22 protein-coding genes, 2 tRNA genes and 3 pseudogenes are annotated in these 17,295 nt (G+C 70.1%); 16 read left to right on the top strand and 11 right to left on the bottom strand.

The features are described from left to right. The first annotated feature begins 1 nt into the window (after position 1). From corA to FB467_RS14490, 3 genes are all read left to right on the top strand, one after another. Positions 2–979 carry a magnesium/cobalt transporter CorA gene (corA, locus tag FB467_RS14500; protein ID WP_141785727.1) on the top strand — a complete coding sequence of 326 codons (978 nt, stop codon included), beginning with the start codon at positions 2–4 and terminating at the stop codon, positions 977–979. 210 nt (positions 980–1,189) lie between these two features. Further along, positions 1,190–1,483: a hypothetical protein gene (locus tag FB467_RS14495; protein WP_141785726.1), complete on the top strand. Its 294-nt coding sequence runs from the start codon at positions 1,190–1,192 to the stop codon at positions 1,481–1,483. Next, on the top strand, positions 1,476–2,060 hold the full coding sequence (locus tag FB467_RS14490) for a HutD/Ves family protein (RefSeq protein WP_170230752.1): 585 nt from the start codon (positions 1,476–1,478) through the stop codon (positions 2,058–2,060). The genes FB467_RS14495 and FB467_RS14490 overlap by 8 nt, the downstream gene beginning before the upstream one ends. An 18-nt stretch (positions 2,061–2,078) precedes the next feature. On the opposite strand, the gene FB467_RS14485 is transcribed toward FB467_RS14490, so the two are convergent. The 4 genes from FB467_RS14485 to tdh form a co-directional block, all read right to left on the bottom strand. After that, positions 2,079–2,705: a DUF998 domain-containing protein gene (locus FB467_RS14485; protein ID WP_141785724.1), complete on the bottom strand. Its 627-nt coding sequence runs from the start codon at positions 2,703–2,705 to the stop codon at positions 2,079–2,081. Positions 2,706–2,748: 43 nt separating this feature from the next. Further along, a complete protein-coding gene (locus tag FB467_RS14480) occupies positions 2,749–4,293 on the bottom strand; it encodes an amidohydrolase (protein WP_141785723.1) in 1,545 nt (514 codons plus the stop codon). Positions 4,294–4,474: 181 nt separating this feature from the next. Next, entirely contained in the window at positions 4,475–5,665 is a 1,191-nt protein-coding gene (locus FB467_RS14475) for a glycine C-acetyltransferase (protein WP_141785722.1), read from the bottom strand. A 10-nt stretch (positions 5,666–5,675) separates the two neighbouring features. Further along, entirely contained in the window at positions 5,676–6,731 is a 1,056-nt protein-coding gene (tdh, locus tag FB467_RS14470; RefSeq protein WP_141785721.1) for an L-threonine 3-dehydrogenase, read from the bottom strand. A gap of 68 nt (positions 6,732–6,799) precedes the next feature. Here tdh and FB467_RS14465 point away from each other — a divergent pair. Next, positions 6,800–6,872 (top strand) — tRNA-Lys (locus tag FB467_RS14465). Positions 6,873–6,989: 117 nt separating this feature from the next. Here the strand turns inward: FB467_RS14465 and FB467_RS14460 are convergent. Both FB467_RS14460 and FB467_RS14455 read right to left on the bottom strand, forming a co-directional pair. After that, positions 6,990–7,496 (bottom strand): SRPBCC family protein, encoded by a 507-nt coding sequence (locus FB467_RS14460; protein WP_141785720.1) that lies wholly within the window; start codon positions 7,494–7,496, stop codon positions 6,990–6,992. Positions 7,497–7,499: 3 nt separating this feature from the next. Next, entirely contained in the window at positions 7,500–7,838 is a 339-nt protein-coding gene (locus tag FB467_RS14455; RefSeq protein WP_141785719.1) for an ArsR/SmtB family transcription factor, read from the bottom strand. 140 nt (positions 7,839–7,978) lie between these two features. Between FB467_RS14455 and FB467_RS14450 the strand changes: the two genes are divergently transcribed. The 6 genes from FB467_RS14450 to FB467_RS14420 all read left to right on the top strand — a co-directional run bounded on the left by FB467_RS14450 (position 7,979) and on the right by FB467_RS14420 (position 11,207). After that, on the top strand, positions 7,979–9,070 hold the full coding sequence (locus tag FB467_RS14450) for a YihY/virulence factor BrkB family protein (protein WP_170230751.1): 1,092 nt from the start codon (positions 7,979–7,981) through the stop codon (positions 9,068–9,070). Between the two features lie 114 nt (positions 9,071–9,184). After that, a tRNA-His gene (locus tag FB467_RS14445) sits at positions 9,185–9,257 on the top strand. A gap of 192 nt (positions 9,258–9,449) precedes the next feature. After that, on the top strand, positions 9,450–9,641 hold the full coding sequence (locus FB467_RS14440) for a hypothetical protein (RefSeq protein WP_141785717.1): 192 nt from the start codon (positions 9,450–9,452) through the stop codon (positions 9,639–9,641). 39 nt (positions 9,642–9,680) lie between these two features. Continuing rightward, the gene (locus FB467_RS19560; RefSeq protein WP_425325838.1) at positions 9,681–10,031 is read left to right on the top strand and encodes a transposase; all 351 of its coding nucleotides are present in this window, start codon (positions 9,681–9,683) and stop codon (positions 10,029–10,031) included. 324 nt (positions 10,032–10,355) lie between these two features. After that, positions 10,356–10,652 (top strand): DDE-type integrase/transposase/recombinase, encoded by a 297-nt coding sequence (locus FB467_RS19555; protein ID WP_141785716.1) that lies wholly within the window; start codon positions 10,356–10,358, stop codon positions 10,650–10,652. A 159-nt stretch (positions 10,653–10,811) separates the two neighbouring features. Further along, positions 10,812–11,207, top strand: a complete 396-nt coding sequence (locus tag FB467_RS14420; RefSeq protein WP_141785715.1) for an ArsR/SmtB family transcription factor — start codon at positions 10,812–10,814, stop codon at positions 11,205–11,207. Here FB467_RS14420 and FB467_RS14415 read toward each other — a convergent pair. Further along, the gene (locus FB467_RS14415; RefSeq protein WP_141785714.1) at positions 11,185–11,532 is read right to left on the bottom strand and encodes an ArsR/SmtB family transcription factor; all 348 of its coding nucleotides are present in this window, start codon (positions 11,530–11,532) and stop codon (positions 11,185–11,187) included. The genes FB467_RS14420 and FB467_RS14415 overlap by 23 nt on opposite strands. Before the next feature lie 78 nt (positions 11,533–11,610). Here FB467_RS14415 and FB467_RS14410 point away from each other — a divergent pair, with 78 nt between their 5' ends. The 6 genes and pseudogenes from FB467_RS14410 (at position 11,611) to FB467_RS14390 (ending at position 15,517) form a co-directional block, all read left to right on the top strand. Next, positions 11,611–12,948: an FAD-dependent oxidoreductase gene (locus FB467_RS14410; protein ID WP_141785713.1), complete on the top strand. Its 1,338-nt coding sequence runs from the start codon at positions 11,611–11,613 to the stop codon at positions 12,946–12,948. Then, positions 12,945–14,042, top strand: a complete 1,098-nt coding sequence (gene arsB, locus FB467_RS14405; protein WP_211350617.1) for an ACR3 family arsenite efflux transporter — start codon at positions 12,945–12,947, stop codon at positions 14,040–14,042. The genes FB467_RS14410 and arsB overlap by 4 nt, the downstream gene beginning before the upstream one ends. Beyond that, positions 14,020–14,187 (top strand): annotated as a pseudogene (locus FB467_RS19465) (three-helix bundle dimerization domain-containing protein); the annotation flags it as partial. The gene arsB and the pseudogene FB467_RS19465, both read left to right, overlap by 23 nt. Positions 14,188–14,262: 75 nt before the next feature. Continuing rightward, positions 14,263–14,658, top strand: a pseudogene (locus tag FB467_RS14400) (arsenate-mycothiol transferase ArsC). 79 nt (positions 14,659–14,737) lie between these two features. Continuing rightward, the gene (locus FB467_RS14395; protein WP_244932780.1) at positions 14,738–15,109 is read left to right on the top strand and encodes an arsenate reductase ArsC; all 372 of its coding nucleotides are present in this window, start codon (positions 14,738–14,740) and stop codon (positions 15,107–15,109) included. Then, a pseudogene (locus FB467_RS14390) lies at positions 15,106–15,517 on the top strand (arsenate-mycothiol transferase ArsC). Before FB467_RS14395 ends, FB467_RS14390 begins: the two are co-directional and overlap by 4 nt. Positions 15,518–15,645: 128 nt before the next feature. Here the strand turns inward: FB467_RS14390 and FB467_RS14385 are convergent. The 4 genes from FB467_RS14385 to FB467_RS14370 are packed head-to-tail and all read right to left on the bottom strand — an operon-like array spanning position 15,646 to position 17,207. Then, positions 15,646–15,990 carry a TfoX/Sxy family protein gene (locus FB467_RS14385; RefSeq protein WP_141785711.1) on the bottom strand — a complete coding sequence of 115 codons (345 nt, stop codon included), beginning with the start codon at positions 15,988–15,990 and terminating at the stop codon, positions 15,646–15,648. Next, positions 15,987–16,412 carry a nuclear transport factor 2 family protein gene (locus FB467_RS14380; RefSeq protein WP_141785710.1) on the bottom strand — a complete coding sequence of 142 codons (426 nt, stop codon included), beginning with the start codon at positions 16,410–16,412 and terminating at the stop codon, positions 15,987–15,989. Before FB467_RS14380 ends, FB467_RS14385 begins: the two co-directional genes overlap by 4 nt. Next, the gene (locus FB467_RS14375) at positions 16,409–16,879 is read right to left on the bottom strand and encodes an SRPBCC family protein (RefSeq protein WP_141785709.1); all 471 of its coding nucleotides are present in this window, start codon (positions 16,877–16,879) and stop codon (positions 16,409–16,411) included. The genes FB467_RS14380 and FB467_RS14375 overlap by 4 nt, the downstream gene beginning before the upstream one ends. Further along, positions 16,872–17,207 (bottom strand): ArsR/SmtB family transcription factor, encoded by a 336-nt coding sequence (locus FB467_RS14370; protein WP_141785708.1) that lies wholly within the window; start codon positions 17,205–17,207, stop codon positions 16,872–16,874. Before FB467_RS14370 ends, FB467_RS14375 begins: the two co-directional genes overlap by 8 nt. Positions 17,208–17,295: the final 88 nt, after the last annotated feature.

Raw genomic sequence — 17,295 nt, 5'->3', positions numbered from 1 at the left:
CGTGATCGTCGACCAGGCGGTGTATGCCGAGGGGCGGCGGATGCCGTGCACCGACCTGTCGGCGGAGCTGGCCCGGGTGCGGCAACGGGACGGGCAGGACTTCATCTGGATCGGGTTGAAGGACCCGACCGACGCCGAGTTCGACCAGGTCCAGGACGCACTCGAGCTGCACCCGTTGGCCGTGGAGGACGCCATCACCGGCGCCCAACGGGTCAAGCTGGAACGCTACGGCCACACCATCTTCGCCGCGCTGCGCACCATCCGGTACGTGGACGAGACCTCCGACATCGAGACCGGTGAGCTGATGATCTTCGTCGGCGACCGGTTCGTGGTCACCGTCCGCCGCGGGGAGGCGGCCGAGCTGGTCGGGGTGCGCAAACGGCTGGAGGAGGACCCGGGCCCGATGGTGGAGTTCGGGCCGCTGGGGGTCTTCCACGCCATCCTGGACACGATCGTGGACACCTACCTGGCCGTCGACGAGGAGATCCAGCGGGACCTGGACCAGATCGAGGAGTCGGTCTTCGCCGGGGCGGGCGGCACCGACTCGGGCACCATCTACCGGCTCAAGCGGGAGGTGCTGGAGTTCAAGCGGGCCGCCCAGCCGCTGGTCCGCCCCGTCACCTGGCTGCACGAGGCCTCCGGCCCGATGCAGTCCCCGGAGCTCAAGCTGCGCTTCCGGGACGTCGCCGACCACCTGATCCGGGTCACCGACCACATCGAGACATACGACCGGCTGCTCACCGACGTGCTCAACGCCCACCTGGCCCAGGTCTCGGTGCAACAGAACGCCGACATGCGCAAGATCTCCGCCTGGGTGGCGATGGCCGCCGTCCCGACGATGGTGGCCGGCATCTACGGGATGAACTTCGACACCATGCCCGAGCTGCACTGGGCCCTCGGCTACCCGATGGTGATCACCTTCATGGTGCTGGTCTGCGTCGTCCTCTACCGCGCCTTCCGCCGCTCCGGCTGGCTCTGACCCCCCACCCCCCCACTCCCGACCGGACGCGTCACCGGGCGGCCCGCAAGGGGCACCGGACGCGTGACGGGTCGGCGTTTCACCCCCACCAGACGCCTGACCTGGCGGTCCACCAGGGGCACCGGACGCGCCACCGGTCTCGTCGAGGACGTGTGAAGCAGGTCGCCGAGGACCGGCCCGCCCTCGGCGCCGTCGGCTAGATTCGACGACATGTCCAGCAAGGCGGAGCGGCGGACGGCGCGCCAGGAGGTCGCGGCCTACCACGAGGCCGAACTGGGCCGACTGGTCGGCCACGTCGAGGAGGCGGTCCGTCGACACCGGGCGGGGGAGCTGGATGCGTTCGAGGTCGACGAGGTGATCTTTCAGTACTCCAGGGCTGCAAAGGAGCTGTGGAAGTTCTGCAACCTGGGGAACGTGGAGTCCACCGCCCACTGGATCCGGGATGAGTCGCCGTCGGGCTGGTGGGAGCGCGGCAAGCCGTGGCGGAGGGGTGCCCGTGACTGACGCGGGGATGCAGGTCACCCGGTGGGCCGGGCTCTCACCGGTCCCGTGGAAGAACGGTGGCGGGGTCACCCGGGAGCTGGCCAGCGCACCCCCGGACGCTCGGTCGTATGACGTGGGCTGGCGGGTCAGCATCGCCGACATCACCCGGTCCGGGTCGCTCTTGACCTTCCCCGGACTGGACCGGGTGATCACCCTGATCGACGGGTCCCCGGTGGTCCTGACCAGCGAGAACTGGACGCACACGCTCGAGCGGGACACGCCATACAGGTTCAGCGGTGACGACCCCGTGACCTGCCGCGTCACGCCGGGTCCGTCCCTCGCGCTCAACGTGATGACCGGCCACGGGGCACGGTCGGAGGTGCAGGTGACCTCGTCCGCCACGGCCACGCGACTGGACCCCCACTCGGGGACCCGACTCCTCCTGGTCTCCCTCGTCGAGGGACTGCGCGTCGTGAGCGCATCCGGTGAGGAGTGCACCCTGGGACGCCACGACCTGTTGAATGCCGGCGCGGCCACCCAGCCGGTCGAGGTGGGCCCCGGCCGGTATGCCGTGGTCCGCCTCGGCGGACACAGCTAGGCCGGGACCTCGGTTCCCTCACCCGCCCCGCGTCGGGGTCCTACCTGGGGCGAGGACCGCCCAGGCGCAGGTCGCCACCCAGGCCGCCGCGGACACCAGGTAGACCCGCTGGGCCAGGCCGAAGGCGCCCACGGCATCACCGGCGAGGACGCCCACGGTCGTGGCCGCGACGACCCCCCCCAGGACGCCGACCACCCGGCGGCCGGTGGCGCGGGCGACCAGCGACCCGAGCAGCACCGCGGCGACGGGCAACACGAAGAAGGCCAGGTTGCCGGTGAGGTTGTGGACGGCCCCCGTGCCGGTGGAGGCCCCGTCCGGGGCGATCGGGAATAAGGCATGCACCACCTTGGCCAGGCCGAAGACCACCAGCAGCGCCAGCCCCACCATCCAGCGGGACCCACGACCCACCGTGCGCAGCGCGACAGCGAGGCTCAGTGCGCCCACCCCCGCGGCCAGCGTGGCCACCTGCGAGGCCTGGCCGGCGGTGCCGTGCACGTAGGAGCTGGTGGCGGTGGTGAGCGGGTCGACGTCGGGCTGCAGGACGTGGAAGGCCGCCAGGAAGGTCAGGTCGACGACGGAGGCGACGACGGCGACGAGGGCAGCGGGCCGCACGACGGCCGGGAGCGGGGCGCTCGCGGTGACCATGGCCCACGGTAGCGGGATGCGCCGCCCGCCGACCAGACCCGGCTCAGAGCGCGGAGTGGGTGACCCGTCCACCGTTGACGGTCAGCGCCACCGTCATCCCCCGCAACCGCTGGCCCGCCGTCGCGGTGCCCTCGGCCGGCGCGAGCGGGTCGTGGTCCAGCACGGCTAGGTCGGCGCGGTGCCCGGCGGCGACCGTCCCGGCGCCGTCGGTGCTGGCGGCGAGGGCCTCCGCGGCGGTGATCGCCTGCTCGGGCACCCACGCCTCGCGCTCGTCGGCCGACCGGTGCACCGCCGCGGCGATCGCCAGCCACGGGTCGAGCGGCGCGACCGGCGCGTCCGAGCCGAGCACCAGCGGGATGCCCGCGTCGAGCATCGACCGGAACGCGAAGCACCGCTCCTCCCGCCCCGGCCAGCACCGGGCGGTGAGGTCACGGTCGTCCAGCAGGTGGGCGGGTTGCACGCTCGCCCGTATGCCGAGTGTCGCCATACGGGACAGCTGTGCCGGGGTGGTCAGCTGGGCGTGCTCGATCGAGCCCTGGGCGCCGCTGGCCGCGTAGGCCTGCAACGCGATCTCGATGGCCGCGTCGCCGATGGCGTGCACGGCCACGTCGAGGCCGTGGCCGGTGGCGGTGCGGAGCAGCTCCTCCAGCTCGGGGCCGGGGACATTCTGCTTGCCGTGGGGGAAGTCGCCCTGCAGCGTCGCGGGGTAGGGGTCGCAGCAGTGCGCGGTCCGGGTGCCGAGGGAGCCGTCGGTGATCACCTTCAGCGGACCCATCCGCACCAGGTCACCGGTGTCCTCGAACGGATCGCCGGTCGCCCGGCCCAGGGCGATGAGGTCGTCGAGCCGGTCCGGGTAGACCGCCGTGCGGATCTGCAGCTCGTCCACGCCCCGGGCGACCCGGGCGGGCCAGAACCCGAAGGAGGAGTCGAACTCCAGGTCGACCAGCCCGACGATGCCGCGTGCGGCCGCTTCGCGGGCCGCAGGACCCAGGCCCTGCTCGCCCTCCTGGGCCACCTCCGGGATGGCGGTGAACTTCGTGAACGCGGCGAACCAGGCGTCCTCGTCCAGCGACGTCGCGGTCGGCTCGAGCCCGAGGAGCCGTTGGGCGGCCGTGTTGAGCCACCCGCTGTGCCCGTCCCCGGAGTAGATCACGACCGGCAGCCCCTGGCTCACCGCGTCGAGCTCGGCCACCGAGGGCAGGTCGTCCCAGTTGGCCGACCGGTAGCCCCACCCCGTCACCGCGAACGGCCGGTCGCCCTCGGGCAGATTCTCCAGGTGCGCCGCGATGCGGGCCACCACGTCCTGCGGGCGGACCGAGCCGCTGACGTCGATCCGTTGCAGCGCTTGGGCCCACGAGGACATGTGCACGTGTTGGTCCCACAGCCCCGGGATGACCCACCGCCCGGCCAGGTCGAGGACCTCGGTGGCTGACGGCACACCGTCGGCAGTGGCGGCCTCGCCGACCGCGGTGACCCGCCCGCCGGACAGGAGCAGGTCGGTGGGCTCGGTGGCGGTGGTGCCTGCTGTGCCGGGGGTGCCGATGGGCACGATCCGCGCGTTGCGCAGGAGGATCGGGGCAGCGCTCATGGGGACACGTTCTCACCAGGGGCGGCCTCGCGACCACCGGGGTGGGCCCCTCCACGGAGGGCACGGGCGCGCAGACCGACCCCGATCGCCCGATGGCGCGTCCGGTGCCCCCTGCAGACCGCCTGGTGACGCGTCCGGTCGGGGTTGGGACCGCCCGACGACGCGTCCGGTCAGGAGTAGGTCAGCCGACCTCGTCGCGGGCGGCGACGAAGGCGGCGACGCAGGCGCGCACGTCGTCCTCGGAGTGCCCGGCGGAGAGCTGGACGCGGATCCGGGCCTTGCCCTGGGGGACGACCGGGTAGGAGAAGGCGATCACGTAGACGCCGTGGGCGAGCATCGCGTCGGCGATCTCGGTGGCCTTCCGGGCGCCGTCCTCGCCGGGGAACATCACCGGGGTGATCGGGTGCGAGCCCGGCAGCAGCTCGAACCCGGCCTCGGTCATCAGTGACCGGAACAGCTCGGAGTTGCGGCGCAGTGCCTCCCGCGGCTCGTCGGAGTCGCGGGCGATCTCCAGGGCCTTCAGGGAGCCGGCGACCACCGAGGGGGCGACCGCGTTGGAGAACAGGTAGGGCCGGGCCCGCTGCTTGAGCAGCTCGACGATCTCGGTGTGCGCCGCGACGTAGCCGCCGCTGCCGCCGCCGAGGGCCTTGCCGAGGGTCCCGGTGATGATGTCGATCCGGTCCAGCACCCCGCAGTGCTCGTGGGTGCCGCGGCCGTGCTCGCCGACGAAGCCGACCGCGTGGGAGTCGTCGACCATCACCATCGCGCCGAACTCCTCGGCCAGGTCGCAGATCTCCTCCAGCGGGGCGTAGTAGCCGTCCATCGAGAAGACGCCGTCGGTGACCACGACCGTGCGCCGGGCGCCGCCGTCGCGGGCGGCCTCCAGTTGGGCCCGCAGGTCGGCCATGTCGCGGTTGCGGAAGCGGAACCGCTTCGCCTTGCTCAGCCGGACGCCGTCGATGATCGAGGCGTGGTTCAGCTCGTCGGAGATGATCGCGTCCTCGGCGCCGAAGAGCACCTCGAAGACACCGCCGTTGGCGTCGAAGCAGGACGGGAACAGGATCGCGTCCTCGGTGCCGCTGAACTCGGCGATGGCCCGCTCCAGGTCCCGGTGCTGGGACTGGGTGCCGCAGATGAACCGGACCGAGGCCATCCCGAAGCCCCAGTCGTCCAGGGCGTCGCGGGCGGCGGCGACCACGTCGGGGTGGTCGGCCAGCCCGAGGTAGTTGTTGGCGCAGAAGTTGAGCGCCGCACCGGACCCGGTGGTCACGTGCGCCGACTGCGGGGAGGTCAGCTCGCGCTCCTCCTTGTACAGCCCGGCGTCCCGGATCGCGTCCAGTTCGTCGGCAAGGTCCTGCTTCACGGCATACATGTGTCTCTCCTCAGCTCCAGTCCATGATCACTTTGCCGCACCGCCCGGACCGTGCGGTCGCGAACGCGTCCTCCCACTGCTCGGCGGGGAACCGGTGGGTGATCACCGACCGGATCCGCTCGCGCAGCACCTCGGAGGTCTGCAGCATGAAGGTCATCCGGTACCAGGTGTCGTACATCTCCCGGCCGTAGATGCCCTTGATGGTCAGCATGTGCGTGATGACGTGGCCCCAGTCGACCGCGAACGGCTCCTTGGGCAGGCCCAGCATCGCGATCTTCGCGCCGTGGGTGGCGTTGTCGATCATCTCGGCCAGCGCGGTGGGGAAGCCGGACATCTCCAGCCCCACGTCGAACCCCTCGGCCATCCCCAGGTCAGCCTGCACCGGCCGCACCCGCTCCCGCCCCACGTTGACGACCCGGTCGGCGCCGGCGGCCAGGGCGAGCTCGAGCCGCTCGTCGGACATGTCGGTCACCACGATGTACCGGGCGCCGATGTGCCGGGCGATCGCGGTCGCCATCACCCCGATCGGCCCGGCCCCGGTGATCAGCACGTCATCACCGGACATCGGGAAACTCAGAGCGGTGTGCACGGCGTTGCCCAGCGGGTCGAAGACGGCCCCGAGGTCGGGGTCGATGTCCTCGGGCTGGACCCAGACATTCGTATGCGGGATGGTCACGTAGTCGGCGAAGGCACCGTCGCGGTTGACCCCGAGGTTGGAGGTCTGCACGCACATGTGCTGCCGGCCGGCCCGGCAGTTGCGGCACACCCCGCAGATAACGTGCCCCTCGGCCGAGACCCGCATCCCGACGGCCAGGTCGTACTTGCCCTCTCCCTGCGGGACACCCTCGCCGAGCTCGACGATCTCGCCGTAGAACTCGTGACCGACCACCAGCGGCGGCTTGAGCATGGAGGCGGACCAGTCGTCCCAGGCCTCGATGTGCAGGTCGGTCCCGCACAGCCCGGCGCGCAGCACGCGGATCTTGACCTCGCCGGGGCCGGGGGTGGGTTCGGGGACGTCGATCAGCTCCAGACCCGGGGCCGCCGTGTTCTTGACCAGTGCGCGCATGGGTCCATCCTGTCGCACGGCACTCGATTTCAGGACGGCGGCTTCCCGGTGCTACAGTTCTGCGTCGCGCGCCTATAGCTCAATTGGCAGAGCAGCTGACTCTTAATCAGCGGGTTCGGGGTTCGAGTCCCTGTGGGCGCACTCACTCAGCGGACAAGGCCCCATGCTCACCCGGACCGGGATGAGAACGGGGCCTTCTCCGTGCCGCTCGAACGTCTGTCGCCTGATCTCGTCGTAGCGACCCGCTTGAGGCCCGGGTCAGTGTTCCCCGTCGGCTCGAAGGGTCTGGGTGACGTAGGCAGCCAAGTTGCCCAGGGTCTGGCGTCCGCCCTCGACCGCGTGGTAGGTCTCGACCGCCTCGTCGCGCTGCTCCCGGGTGCGGAACACGGTGCGCAGTTCGATGCGGGTCGAGGCGCCGACGTCCTGGAAAGTGAGGATCGACTCGAAGGCGTCCGGGTCGGCGGGGCGCTCTCCATGCAGGAATTCGATCCGCTCCGGCGTGGTGATCTCGGTCCAGGTGATCCATTCGGGATAGTCCGTCCCGTCCGGTCCGTGCATCACGAAGTCCCACTCCCCACCGATGCGGAACTCGAAGGCCCGGGTGGTCGTGGTGAATCCCTCCGGTCCCCACCACCGCGACAGGTGCCGCACCTCGGTGAACGCCTCGAACACCAGGCTCCGTGGGGCCTCGATCACCCGGGAGACCACGATCTCGCGGTCGGCCGTCGCGGACTGCTCCGGCACTGCTTGTCCCGTCTGGTTCATCAGTTACTCCTTCTCGTCTGGTTGCAGTTCCTGCACATACGCGTCGAGCCGGTCCAGACTCTCGCTCCAGAATTGCTCGAAGCCCCCGGCCCAGGCATGGACCGGTCGGAGACCGCGGGCCTCCAGTCGATACATCCGCTGCTTGCCTGCTCGGCGATCCCGCACGAGCCCCACTTCCCGGAGCACCCGGAGATGTTTGGAGGTCCCCGATTGGGTCATCCCCAGCTCCCGGGCCACCTCGGTAGCTGGCCGCTCACCGGCCCGCAGCAGGACCAGAATCTCCCGGCGCCGGGGCTCGGCGATCGCGTTGAAAACGTCCGACGTCGTCGCTGCACGTGCCATCTAACCATCATATACCCATATGGGCAAGTATGCCGAGTCGGGCGGTTTCGACGCGCCCGATCGGCCTTGGGCGGGCCATCGGGCCCAAGCTTTGGCACACTGTCAGCGCTACGTCCCCACGCCACAGGAGGCTCAGCAGGGTGAGCACCACCGAAGGCAGTACCGACTCGACCGACATCCCGGAGGGGGTGGACTCGGCCGAGGCCAGGTTGCGGACCGAGGACAGCCCGGACGGACCGACGGACCTGCCCAAGCGCAGCTGGGGGTCGATCTTCAAGCGCACCGTCGGCAAGTTCTCCGCCGCGGGGGCGACCGACCTGGCCGCCGCGCTGACCTACTACAGCGTGATGTCGATGTTCCCGGCGCTGTTGGCGTTGATCTCGCTGTTGGGCGTCTTCGGTCAGGGCAAGGGCACCACCGATGCGCTGCTCAACGTGCTCATCGAGATGGGGGCGACCGAGGAGCAACTCAAGCCGATCAGCGACTACATCACCCAGATGCAGGGGACCACGGGCGCGGGGGTCGCCTTGTTCATCGGTCTCGCCGGTGCGCTGTGGGCGGCCTCCAACTACGTCAACGCCTTCTCCCGGGCGATGAACACCATCTACGGGGTCAAGGAGGGGCGGCCGGTCTGGAAGCTGCGCCCCTGGATGCTGCTGATCACCCTGGTCGTGCTGCTCCTGGTCGTCCTGGTCGCGCTGTCGCTGGTCTTCACCGGTGGGTTCGCCCAATCCGTCGGCTCGGTCATCGGGCTCGGGGACACCGCGGTGCAGGTGTGGAACTGGGCGAAGTGGCCGGTGATGTTCCTCATCGTCGTGCTGATCGTGGCGCTGCTCTACTGGGGCACCCCCAACGTGCGGCCCCCGAAGTTCCGCTGGCTCAGCCCCGGCGCGGTCCTGGCGATCGTCGTCTGGGGTGTCGCGACCGCCGGCTTCGGTTTCTACGTGGCCAACTTCGGCAACTACAACGCCACCTACGGTGCCCTGGCCGGTGTCATCATCATGCTGCTGTGGCTCTGGCTGACCAACGTCGCGCTGCTGTTCGGGGCGGTCTTCGACTCCGAGATGGTGCGCGAGGGGCAGTTGCAGTCCGGCATCCCGGCGGAGGACGAGATCCAGCTGCCGCTGCGGGACGCCAGCGGCGCCGAGAAGAAGGCCGACAAGGCATCCAAACAGCTCGCCGAGAACCGTCGGATCCGGCTCACTGCGGGGCGTCGCAAGCGCAACGGGTGAGCCTCCCGCCCGGGCCGTGCCGGTGCTGACCGGTCTGGTTCGGAGCACCCCGCCGGAGCAGGTACGATGGTCCGCGTTGTCCGGATCGGGTATGTCGTCGCTCCGGTCGGCATGGTGGGTGTAGCTCAGCTGGTAGAGCGCCGCGTTGTGGTCGCGGATGTCGCGGGTTCAAGTCCCGTCACTCACCCGGTAGGGGTCCACGTGATCTACGTCACCCCAGGTCAGGTCCCGGATTCCGCGCAACTGCGCGGAATCCGGGGCCTTTCGCGTTGAGCAGGGCCGAGCACGTCTGGGCACGTGACAGCGGAATTTCTGTCACACTGCTGTCACAGGGTCTGGGAGCCCCACCCGGACACCGCCAGCAGGCCGGGAGGACACCATGGCAGCCCCCTCGAAGTTGCCTCGGGGTATCTCCGCCTACCGAGGTCGCTACCGGGTCAGGATGGACCACGAGGGGCGGACCGTCGCCCTCGGCATGTTCGACACCCTCCTGGACGCCAAAGCGGCGCTGAACATTGCCAGGGCCGACGCCGCCCGCGGCCTCTTCGGGGACTGCTGCACGGGTAGGTGACATCTGATCTGTGACGCTGCGAGGCGTCGCTGGAAGGATGTGCACCGTGCCCAGCCCTATCCCCAGGAGTTTCGTGACGACGTGGTTAACGTCGCCCGCAACCGTGAACCTGGACAGACGATCAAGCAGATCGCAGCCGACTTCGGCATCGCCGAGTCGTGCCTGCGCAACTGGATCCGCTCGGCCGACGTCGCCGACGGCGCCCGGCCCGGGACGACCGCGGCCGAGAACGCCGAGCTGCGGGAGGCCAAGAAGCGGATCCGGCTGCTGGAGCAGGAGAACGAGGTCCTGCGCCGCGCCGCGGCCTACCTGTCCCAGGCGAACCTGCCGGGAAAATCATGTACCCGCTCGTGCGCGAGCTGGCCGGCGACGGGATCCCCGTCACGGTGACGTGCCGGGTGCTCAAGGTCGCTCGCCAGCCCTACTACCGCTGGCTGGCCAACCCGGTCACCGACGCCGAGTTCGAGGCCGCCTACCGCGCCAACGCCCTGTACGACGCACACCAGGACGACCCCGAGTTCGGGTACCGGTACCTGGCCGACGAGGCCCGCGACGCCGGACAGGACGTGTGCCCTCGGACCGCGTGGCGGCTGTGCTCCCAGAACGGGTGGTGGTCCGCCTCGGCAAGAAGCGCGGGAAGAACGGCAAGAAGCCCGGACCGCCGGTCCACGACGACCTGGTGCAGCGCGACTTCACCGCCGAGGCCCCAACCAGCTGTGGCTGGCCGACATCACCGAGCACCGCACGGGCGAGGGCAAGCTCTACCGGTGCGCCATCAAGGACGTCTTCTCCAACCGGATTGTGGGCTACTCGATCAGCGACCGGATGAAGTCACGCCTGGCCGTCAACGCCCTCAACAGCGCCGTCGCCCGGCGCGGTGACGTCGCCGGCTGCATCCTGCACACCGACAGGGGATCGCAATTTCGTAGCCGGAAGTTCGTCTGCGCGCTGAACCACCACGGCATGGTCGGATCCATGGGCAAGGTCGGCGCGTCCCTATTAACCGGCTAATAGTCCTGAAAGTGCAGGTCAAGCGGCACCTGCTTCGGGCTCGCACTGATCACCGCGACAGGTTGTTCCACAACATCCTCCTCGTATTGACAAACGTCGATGCGTTTGAGAATGACAGACACATCGACAAACGTCAATGCGTTAGGCAGAATGGGTGGCATGACGACCAGTGCGACAACACCCGAGCTGCTCACTGAGGCACTCAACGGTTGCTGCAATCCGGCGGGACAGCCGCTCACGGACCAACAGGCCGAGCGGGTCGCCCGGATCTTCAAGGCTCTCGGCGACCCCACGCGCGTCAAGCTCTACTCTCTGATCGCGGCCTCGGCGTCCGGGGAGATGTGCGTGTGCGACCTCACTGGGCTCGTCGGCCTCTCGCAGCCGACCGTCTCCCACCACCTGAAGCTCCTCGTCGACGCAGGGCTCGTCACCCGCGAGCAACGCGGGCGATGGGCCTACTTCCAGCCCAGCCCGGCGCCCCTGGGCGCGGCCGCACGGGCACTCATCGGCACCTGGAAGCCGCACCGGCGGCCTACCCGTTCAGCAGGGGCGTGAGCGGCGACAGGGCCGCAGGGACTGCGCGGTAGTAGACCCAGGTCCCGCGGCGTTCGCTCTCGATGAGTCCTGCCTCGCGCAGTTTGCGGAGGTGGTGGGAGATCGTGGGCTGGGAGACGCCGAAGTCGCCAAGATCGCACACGCAGGTCTCTCCTGCGGTGGCCGCGATCCGCGAGTACAGCCGAAGTCGCACCGGGTCCGCCAGTGCCTTGAGCAGGCCCGCCAACTGCTCGGCCTGCGCTCTGGGCAGCCCCTCGGCCGGGACGCAACCCGCTGCACAGGCGGCAGAAGCGGTCAGATCGGCGGTGCGAACGGAGGTGGACATACCTCTATATTGACAACTATCTAAAAGAGTTGCAAGGATGTCTGCATCGGCAGTCATCGAAACAAGGGAGTCACCCACGTGCCACCTGCAACTCTTCCCGTGGTCGTCATCGGCGCCGGACCCGTTGGTCTGGCGACGGCGGCCGAGCTCACCCGCCGTGACCAGGAGGTGATTGTCCTGGAGCAAGGGCAGGCGCCCGCGGCCGCCGTCCGGCAGTGGGGGCACGTGCGGTTGTTCTCGCCCTGGTCTGAGGTGACCTCACCTGCTGCCGTGGCCCTGTTGGAGGCGACCGGCTGGAGCCACCCCGAACCGACGGCTTACCCGACCGGTGCGGACTGGGTCCGCGACTACCTCGACCCGCTGGCCACAGTGCTGGGAGATCGCGTCCGCACGGGTCACCGTGTCCTCGGTGTCGCGCGCTCGGAGCGGGACCTGCTGGTCGACTCCGGGCGAGAGGGCCAGCCGTTCGTGCTGCACGTCGAGCGTGCTGACGGCTCGATGCAGCGGTTGCTGGCGCGTGCGGTCGTGGACTGCTCGGGCACCTGGGGCGCCCCGAACCCGCTGGGCGCTGAGGGCTACCCCGCTGCCGGTGAGACCGCTGCGGTCGACCGCATCCTGTACGAGATGCCTGATGGGGAGGCGGACCGGGATCGGTTCGCGGGGGCGGCCACTGCCGTGGTCGGCTCAGGCGCCTCCGCGCTGACCGCGCTGATCGCGCTCACCTCGAAGCCTTTGCACACCCCGGACTCTCACGTGGTGTGGGTGGTGCGCCGCGGCACGGTCGAAAGTGCCTTCGGCGGAGGTGAGCTGGATGAGCTCCCCGCCCGTGGTGCGTTGGGCACCCGCGTGCGTGCCGCCGTCGACGCCAGGCTGATCGAGCCGGTCACCGGTTTCCGGGTCACCGGGGTGCAGGAGCAGGGCGCGACACTGGCGCTGCTGGCCACGGACGGACGGCGGATCGAGGGGCTGGACCAGGTCGTGGGAGCGACCGGGTTCCGTCCCGACCTGTCCTTCCTGTCCGAGGTCCGCCTCAACCTGGACCCCCGGTTGCAGGCCCCGGTCGACCTGGCACCGGGCATCGACCCGAACCTGCACTCCTGCGGCTCGGTCCAGCCCCACGGCCACGACGTCCTGGCCCAGCCCGAGGGCGACCTCTTCCTGGCGGGGATGAAGTCCTACGGCCGGGCTCCCTCGTTCCTGGCGATGACCGGCTATGAGCAGGTGCGCTCCATCGCCGCCGCCCTGGCCGGCGACCTGGAGGCCGCACGGGCGGTCGAGCTGACCCTGCCGGACACCGGCGTGTGTGGAGGGGCGGGGCTGTTCGATGAGGAGGCCTCCGGTGACGGCGGCTGCTGCGGCACCCCGCAGGGTCCGGAGTCGCTGACGCTGACCGGCGTGGCGGGGTCGGCTCGGTGACCAGTCAGGCAACCCGTCCGGTTGGTCGTTCGCCGGTCCGACTGTCGAGGACGGACAAGTATCTGCCGGTGTGGGTCGGTGCGGCGATGGCGGCGGGTCTGCTGCTGGGCCGGCTCGTCCCCGGGCTCGGGAGCTGGCTGGGCGCGGTCGAGATCGACGGGGTCTCCCTGCCCATCGCTCTGGGGCTGCTGGTGATGATGTACCCCGTGCTGGCCAAGGTCCGCTACGACCGCGTCGGCACCGTCACCGCGGACCGGCGGCTGCTGACCAGTTCGCTGCTGCTGAACTGGATCATCGGCCCAGCGCTGATGTTCGCCCTGGCCTGGATCTTCCTGGCCGACCTGCCCGAGTACCGCACCGGCCTGATCATTATCGGCCTGGCCCGGTGCATCGCGATGGTGATCATCTGGAACGACCTGGCCTGCGGTGACCGGGAGGCCGCCGCGGTGCTGGTGGCCATCAACTCGGTCTTTCAGGTCTTCGCGTTCGCCGCGCTCGGCTGGTTCTACCTCTCGGTCCTACCCGGGTGGCTCGGCCTGTCCCAGGCCACCTTGGACGTGAGCCCGTGGCAGATCGCCAAGTCCGTGCTGATCTTCCTGGGCATCCCACTCGTGGCGGGTTGGGCCTCGCGGGTCTGGGGCGAGCGGGCCAGGGGCCGCACCTGGTATGAGGAGACCTTCCTGCCCCGCATCGGCCCGTGGGCGCTGCGCGGGCTGCTGTTCACCATCGTGCTGCTGTTCGCCCTGCAGGGCGAACAGATCACCTCCCGGCCCTGGGACGTCGCCCGCATCGCCGTGCCCCTGCTGATCTACTTCGCCCTCATGTGGGGTGTGGGCTTCGCCCTGGGCAAGGGCTTGGGCATGACATATGAGCGGACGACCACCCTGGCATTCACCGCTGCGGGCAACAACTTCGAGTTGGCCATCGCGGTGGCCATCGCCACCTTCGGCGTCACCTCCGGCCAGGCCCTGGCCGGCGTTGTTGGACCGCTCATCGAGGTGCCCGTCCTGGTCGGCCTGGTCTACGTCTCCCTCGCTCTACGCGACCACTTCCCTCACAAGGAGGAGTCCCATGTCCCAACCCCAGCACACTGAGCCCGGCGGCAGGGTTACCGACCCGTCACACCTGGCCACGGCCGTGGAGGACCTGTCCTACACGTTCGAGGGCATGTTCACCGCCAAGCAGGTCGAGCAGGCAGTCCACGCCGCCCACCGCGAGTTGGCAGCCGTCTCCACGGTCCCGGACTTTTTGCCCGTGCTGGTGACCAGGCTGGCCCGCGAGCGGCTCACCGCGGCCGCGCAGGCCGAGGGTCGCATCGCCAAGACCGTGCCGGAAGTGCTGTTCGTCTGTGCGCACAATGCCGGTCGCTCCCAGCTCGCGGCTGCGCTGGCTGCTCATCTGGCACCCAGGGAGGGTGCACGTGCGCTCGGCCGGCTCCCAGCCGATGGGCGAGCTCAACCCGGCTGTCGTGGAAGTCCTTGCCGAACGGGGCATCTCCCTCACTGAGGCGTACCCCAAGCCGCTGTCGGGGGACGTGGTCCGCGCGGCCGATGTCATCGTCACCATGGGCTGCGGCGACGCCTGCCCGGCAAGCGCTACCTCGACTGGGATGTCGCAGACCCCGCCGGTCAACCAGTCGAGGTGGTCCGCGACATCCGCGACGACGTGCAACAACGAGTCAGCGCCCTGCTCCGAGACCTCAACCTCTAACCCACCCGTGACCGCGAGGAGACCCGTGAACAAACCCAGCGTCCTGTTCGTCTGTGTCCACAACGCCGGCCGCTCCCAGATGGCCGCCGGCTACCTGCACCACCTCAGCAACGGCCTGATCGAGGTCCGCTCCGCCGGGTCCGCACCCGGTGCGGCCATCAACCCCGTCGCGGTCCAGGCGATGGCCGAAGAAGGCATCGACATCAGCGCGAACGCACCGAAGGTCCTCACGACCGAGGCCGTCCAGGACTCCGACGTCGTGATCACCATGGGCTGCGGCGATGCCTGCCCGATCTTCCCGGGCAAGCGCTACGAGGACTGGGAACTGGACGACCCGGCCGGGCAAGGCCTTGAGGCAGTCCGACCGATTCGCGACGAGATCCGCCACCGCGTCAAGGCTCTCATCACCGAGCTGATCCCCGCCAGCGCACCGGAACCAGACCGGCGATGACCACGCCGACCGTCCTGTTCGTCTGCGTCAAGAACGCCGGCAAGTCCCAGATGGCGGCCGCGCTGGCTCGCCAGCACTACGGCGACGCGCTGCGCGTGCTGTCCGCCGGCACCGCGCCCGGCCAGCACCTCAACGCCGAGTCGGTCAGTGCCCTGGAGGAGGTCGGAGCCAGCACCGAGGGCGAACAGCCCAAACCGGTCGACCCAAGTCGTTGCCGACGCCGACCTCGTCGTCATCATCGGTCCCGAGGCTCAGCTGGACACCGGCACCACCCCGGTGCAGCGGTGGATCACCGACGAGCCCTCCGCCCGCGGCATCCACGGCATGGACCGCATGCGTCTCGTGCGAGACGACATCGCCATCCGCGTCACGAAGCTCGCTCAACGACAAATCGGCCCACATCGGTAAGGCACAGGTCGCAGGAGAATCCCGCCAAGACCGATGCGACCCGGCAGCGTCGGATCGCCGCGACGATGGAGGCCCTCTCGGAGCAGTCTCGGGGCTGACCCGGTGCCGGGCCGTCAGTGGGTCCCCGGCTACCCGCCCGAGCGCACGGCGGCGTTGAACTCCATCGCGACCTCGATCCACCAGCCGAGCTGCTCGTCGTCGGTGATCGCCCGGGGGTCCACGCTGATCCACCCCGGCCCCATCGGGCGGCCGGTGCCCATCTCCGCCTGGCTGGCACCCGGCAGGGCCAGCAGCCTCGCGTGGTGCGCGGGGTCGATCCGCACGAGCAGGGCTCCGTCCCGCTGCGCCGCGACGACCATCTTCTCGTGGACCATGAAGGACAGCCCGCCGAACATGGAGACCGTCCGCGTGGACGGCTCGTCCTCCAGTGCCGTGCGGATGCGGTCCGCCAGGTCCTGCTGTTTCCCGGTCACCCGCGCGGTCCGTCCTGCCCGGCAGGACCACCGGGCGCCGTCCCGGGCTGCTCGGGCGGGAGGTAGGAGAGCCGGTCGAAGACGAGCACGTTCTCCACGATCAGTCCGTCGCGGACGGTGAAGTGCTCGGCCGCCGGTGCGGTGCTGGTGACCGCGGTGTGCGGGCAGTAGAACAGCGCCACCCGGTCGTCCTCGGCGAGGGCGGACACCTTGCCCACCCCCGTGAGGTTGGGGGAGAAGCCGGCGAGGAAGGCGCCGTAGGCCTCCCGGCCGACCAGGTCCTCTCCGGGGGCACGGCATACGACGTCCTGGCTCAACAGCGTGGTGGCGCGCGTGGTGGCGCGCTCGATGTCGCCGCTGGTCCAGGCCCGGTGGAAGTCGAGCACCGTCTCGCGGGCGGTGGGGGAGGTGGTCGTGGTCATGGCGTGCTCCTTCGGGTGGGGTCCTCGGGCAGACGGTCGGAGATCGGCCGCCAGTCATCGGGTCCGGGATCGCCGCCGGCGGATGCGGTGCCCAGCCGGGGGAGGAAGTGTGACCAGCCGTCCGCGTGACCCTCGAGCCCGTCGTCCGGCAGGTCGGAGTGGACCAGGTCGACCCGGGTGCCGCGGTCGGTCGCCACGAGGGTGAACTCCACGGTGGAGGCGCCGGGGGGCAGGTCGGGGCTCCCGGCCATCCCCCAGGAGAAGACCACGCGATGGGGCCGGTCGACCACGACATACCGGCCGCGGACCGCGTGTCCGGCGATGTCGACCGCGAACCGTCCGCCGGGGCGGGCGTCGAGCGAGGCGTGCTGGCCCATCCAGGAGGTCATCCCCGCGTCGGTGACCAGGTAGTCGAAGACCGTGTCCGGCGCCGCGTCGATCTCGATCGAGGTCCGGTAGTCAGCCACGGCGGTCTGCCTCGCGCGCCTCGACCGCGGCCTTCAGCCCCGCCAGTTTGGCCGGCCAGAAGGTGTCCAGGTAGGCGCGCACCGCGGCCAGGCCGTCGGTGTCGACGACGAAGAGGTGCCGGGCCCCCTCCCGGGAACTGCTGGTCAGCCCCGCGGCGCGCAGCACCCCCAGGTGGTGGGACGTCGTCTGCTGGGACAACCCGACCTCGGTCGCGATCTGCCCGACGGGCCGCGGGCCGGAGCGGACGGCCTCGAGGATCGCCCGGCGGTTCGGGTCGGCGAGCGCGCGCAGCGCCTGGTCGAGGTCGCGGGCCGGGTGTGCCGTCATCGGGGTCTCCTCGGGGAGAGATCGGGTCAGGGCGCCGACGGTAGCACAAGTAGTTACTTGTACAAATGGATATGAGTGTATGTTGCCA

Source organism: Ornithinicoccus hortensis (assembly GCF_006716185.1).
GTDB lineage: Bacteria > Actinomycetota > Actinomycetes > Actinomycetales > Dermatophilaceae > Ornithinicoccus > Ornithinicoccus hortensis.
Note: the sequence above shows the minus strand (reverse complement) of the source record. Positions and strands in the feature narration are given on the sequence as shown.

What these genes read in the sequence shown, in the direction of transcription:
- FB467_RS14495 (WP_141785726.1), top strand. Translation starts at nt 1,190, where the DNA reads ATGTCCAGCAAGGCGGAGCGGCGGACGGCGCGCCAGGAGGTCGCGGCC.
- FB467_RS14485 (WP_141785724.1), bottom strand. Translation starts at nt 2,705, where the DNA reads ATGGTCACCGCGAGCGCCCCGCTCCCGGCCGTCGTGCGGCCCGCTGCC.
- FB467_RS14480 (WP_141785723.1), bottom strand. Translation starts at nt 4,293, where the DNA reads ATGAGCGCTGCCCCGATCCTCCTGCGCAACGCGCGGATCGTGCCCATC.
- FB467_RS14475 (WP_141785722.1), bottom strand. Translation starts at nt 5,665, where the DNA reads ATGTATGCCGTGAAGCAGGACCTTGCCGACGAACTGGACGCGATCCGG.
- tdh (WP_141785721.1), bottom strand. Translation starts at nt 6,731, where the DNA reads ATGCGCGCACTGGTCAAGAACACGGCGGCCCCGGGTCTGGAGCTGATC.
- FB467_RS14460 (WP_141785720.1), bottom strand. Translation starts at nt 7,496, where the DNA reads ATGAACCAGACGGGACAAGCAGTGCCGGAGCAGTCCGCGACGGCCGAC.
- FB467_RS14455 (WP_141785719.1), bottom strand. Translation starts at nt 7,838, where the DNA reads ATGGCACGTGCAGCGACGACGTCGGACGTTTTCAACGCGATCGCCGAG.
- FB467_RS14440 (WP_141785717.1), top strand. Translation starts at nt 9,450, where the DNA reads ATGGCAGCCCCCTCGAAGTTGCCTCGGGGTATCTCCGCCTACCGAGGT.
- FB467_RS14420 (WP_141785715.1), top strand. Translation starts at nt 10,812, where the DNA reads ATGACGACCAGTGCGACAACACCCGAGCTGCTCACTGAGGCACTCAAC.
- FB467_RS14415 (WP_141785714.1), bottom strand. Translation starts at nt 11,532, where the DNA reads ATGTCCACCTCCGTTCGCACCGCCGATCTGACCGCTTCTGCCGCCTGT.
- FB467_RS14395 (WP_244932780.1), top strand. Translation starts at nt 14,738, where the DNA reads ATGGCCGCCGGCTACCTGCACCACCTCAGCAACGGCCTGATCGAGGTC.
- FB467_RS14380 (WP_141785710.1), bottom strand. Translation starts at nt 16,412, where the DNA reads ATGACCACGACCACCTCCCCCACCGCCCGCGAGACGGTGCTCGACTTC.
- FB467_RS14370 (WP_141785708.1), bottom strand. Translation starts at nt 17,207, where the DNA reads ATGACGGCACACCCGGCCCGCGACCTCGACCAGGCGCTGCGCGCGCTC.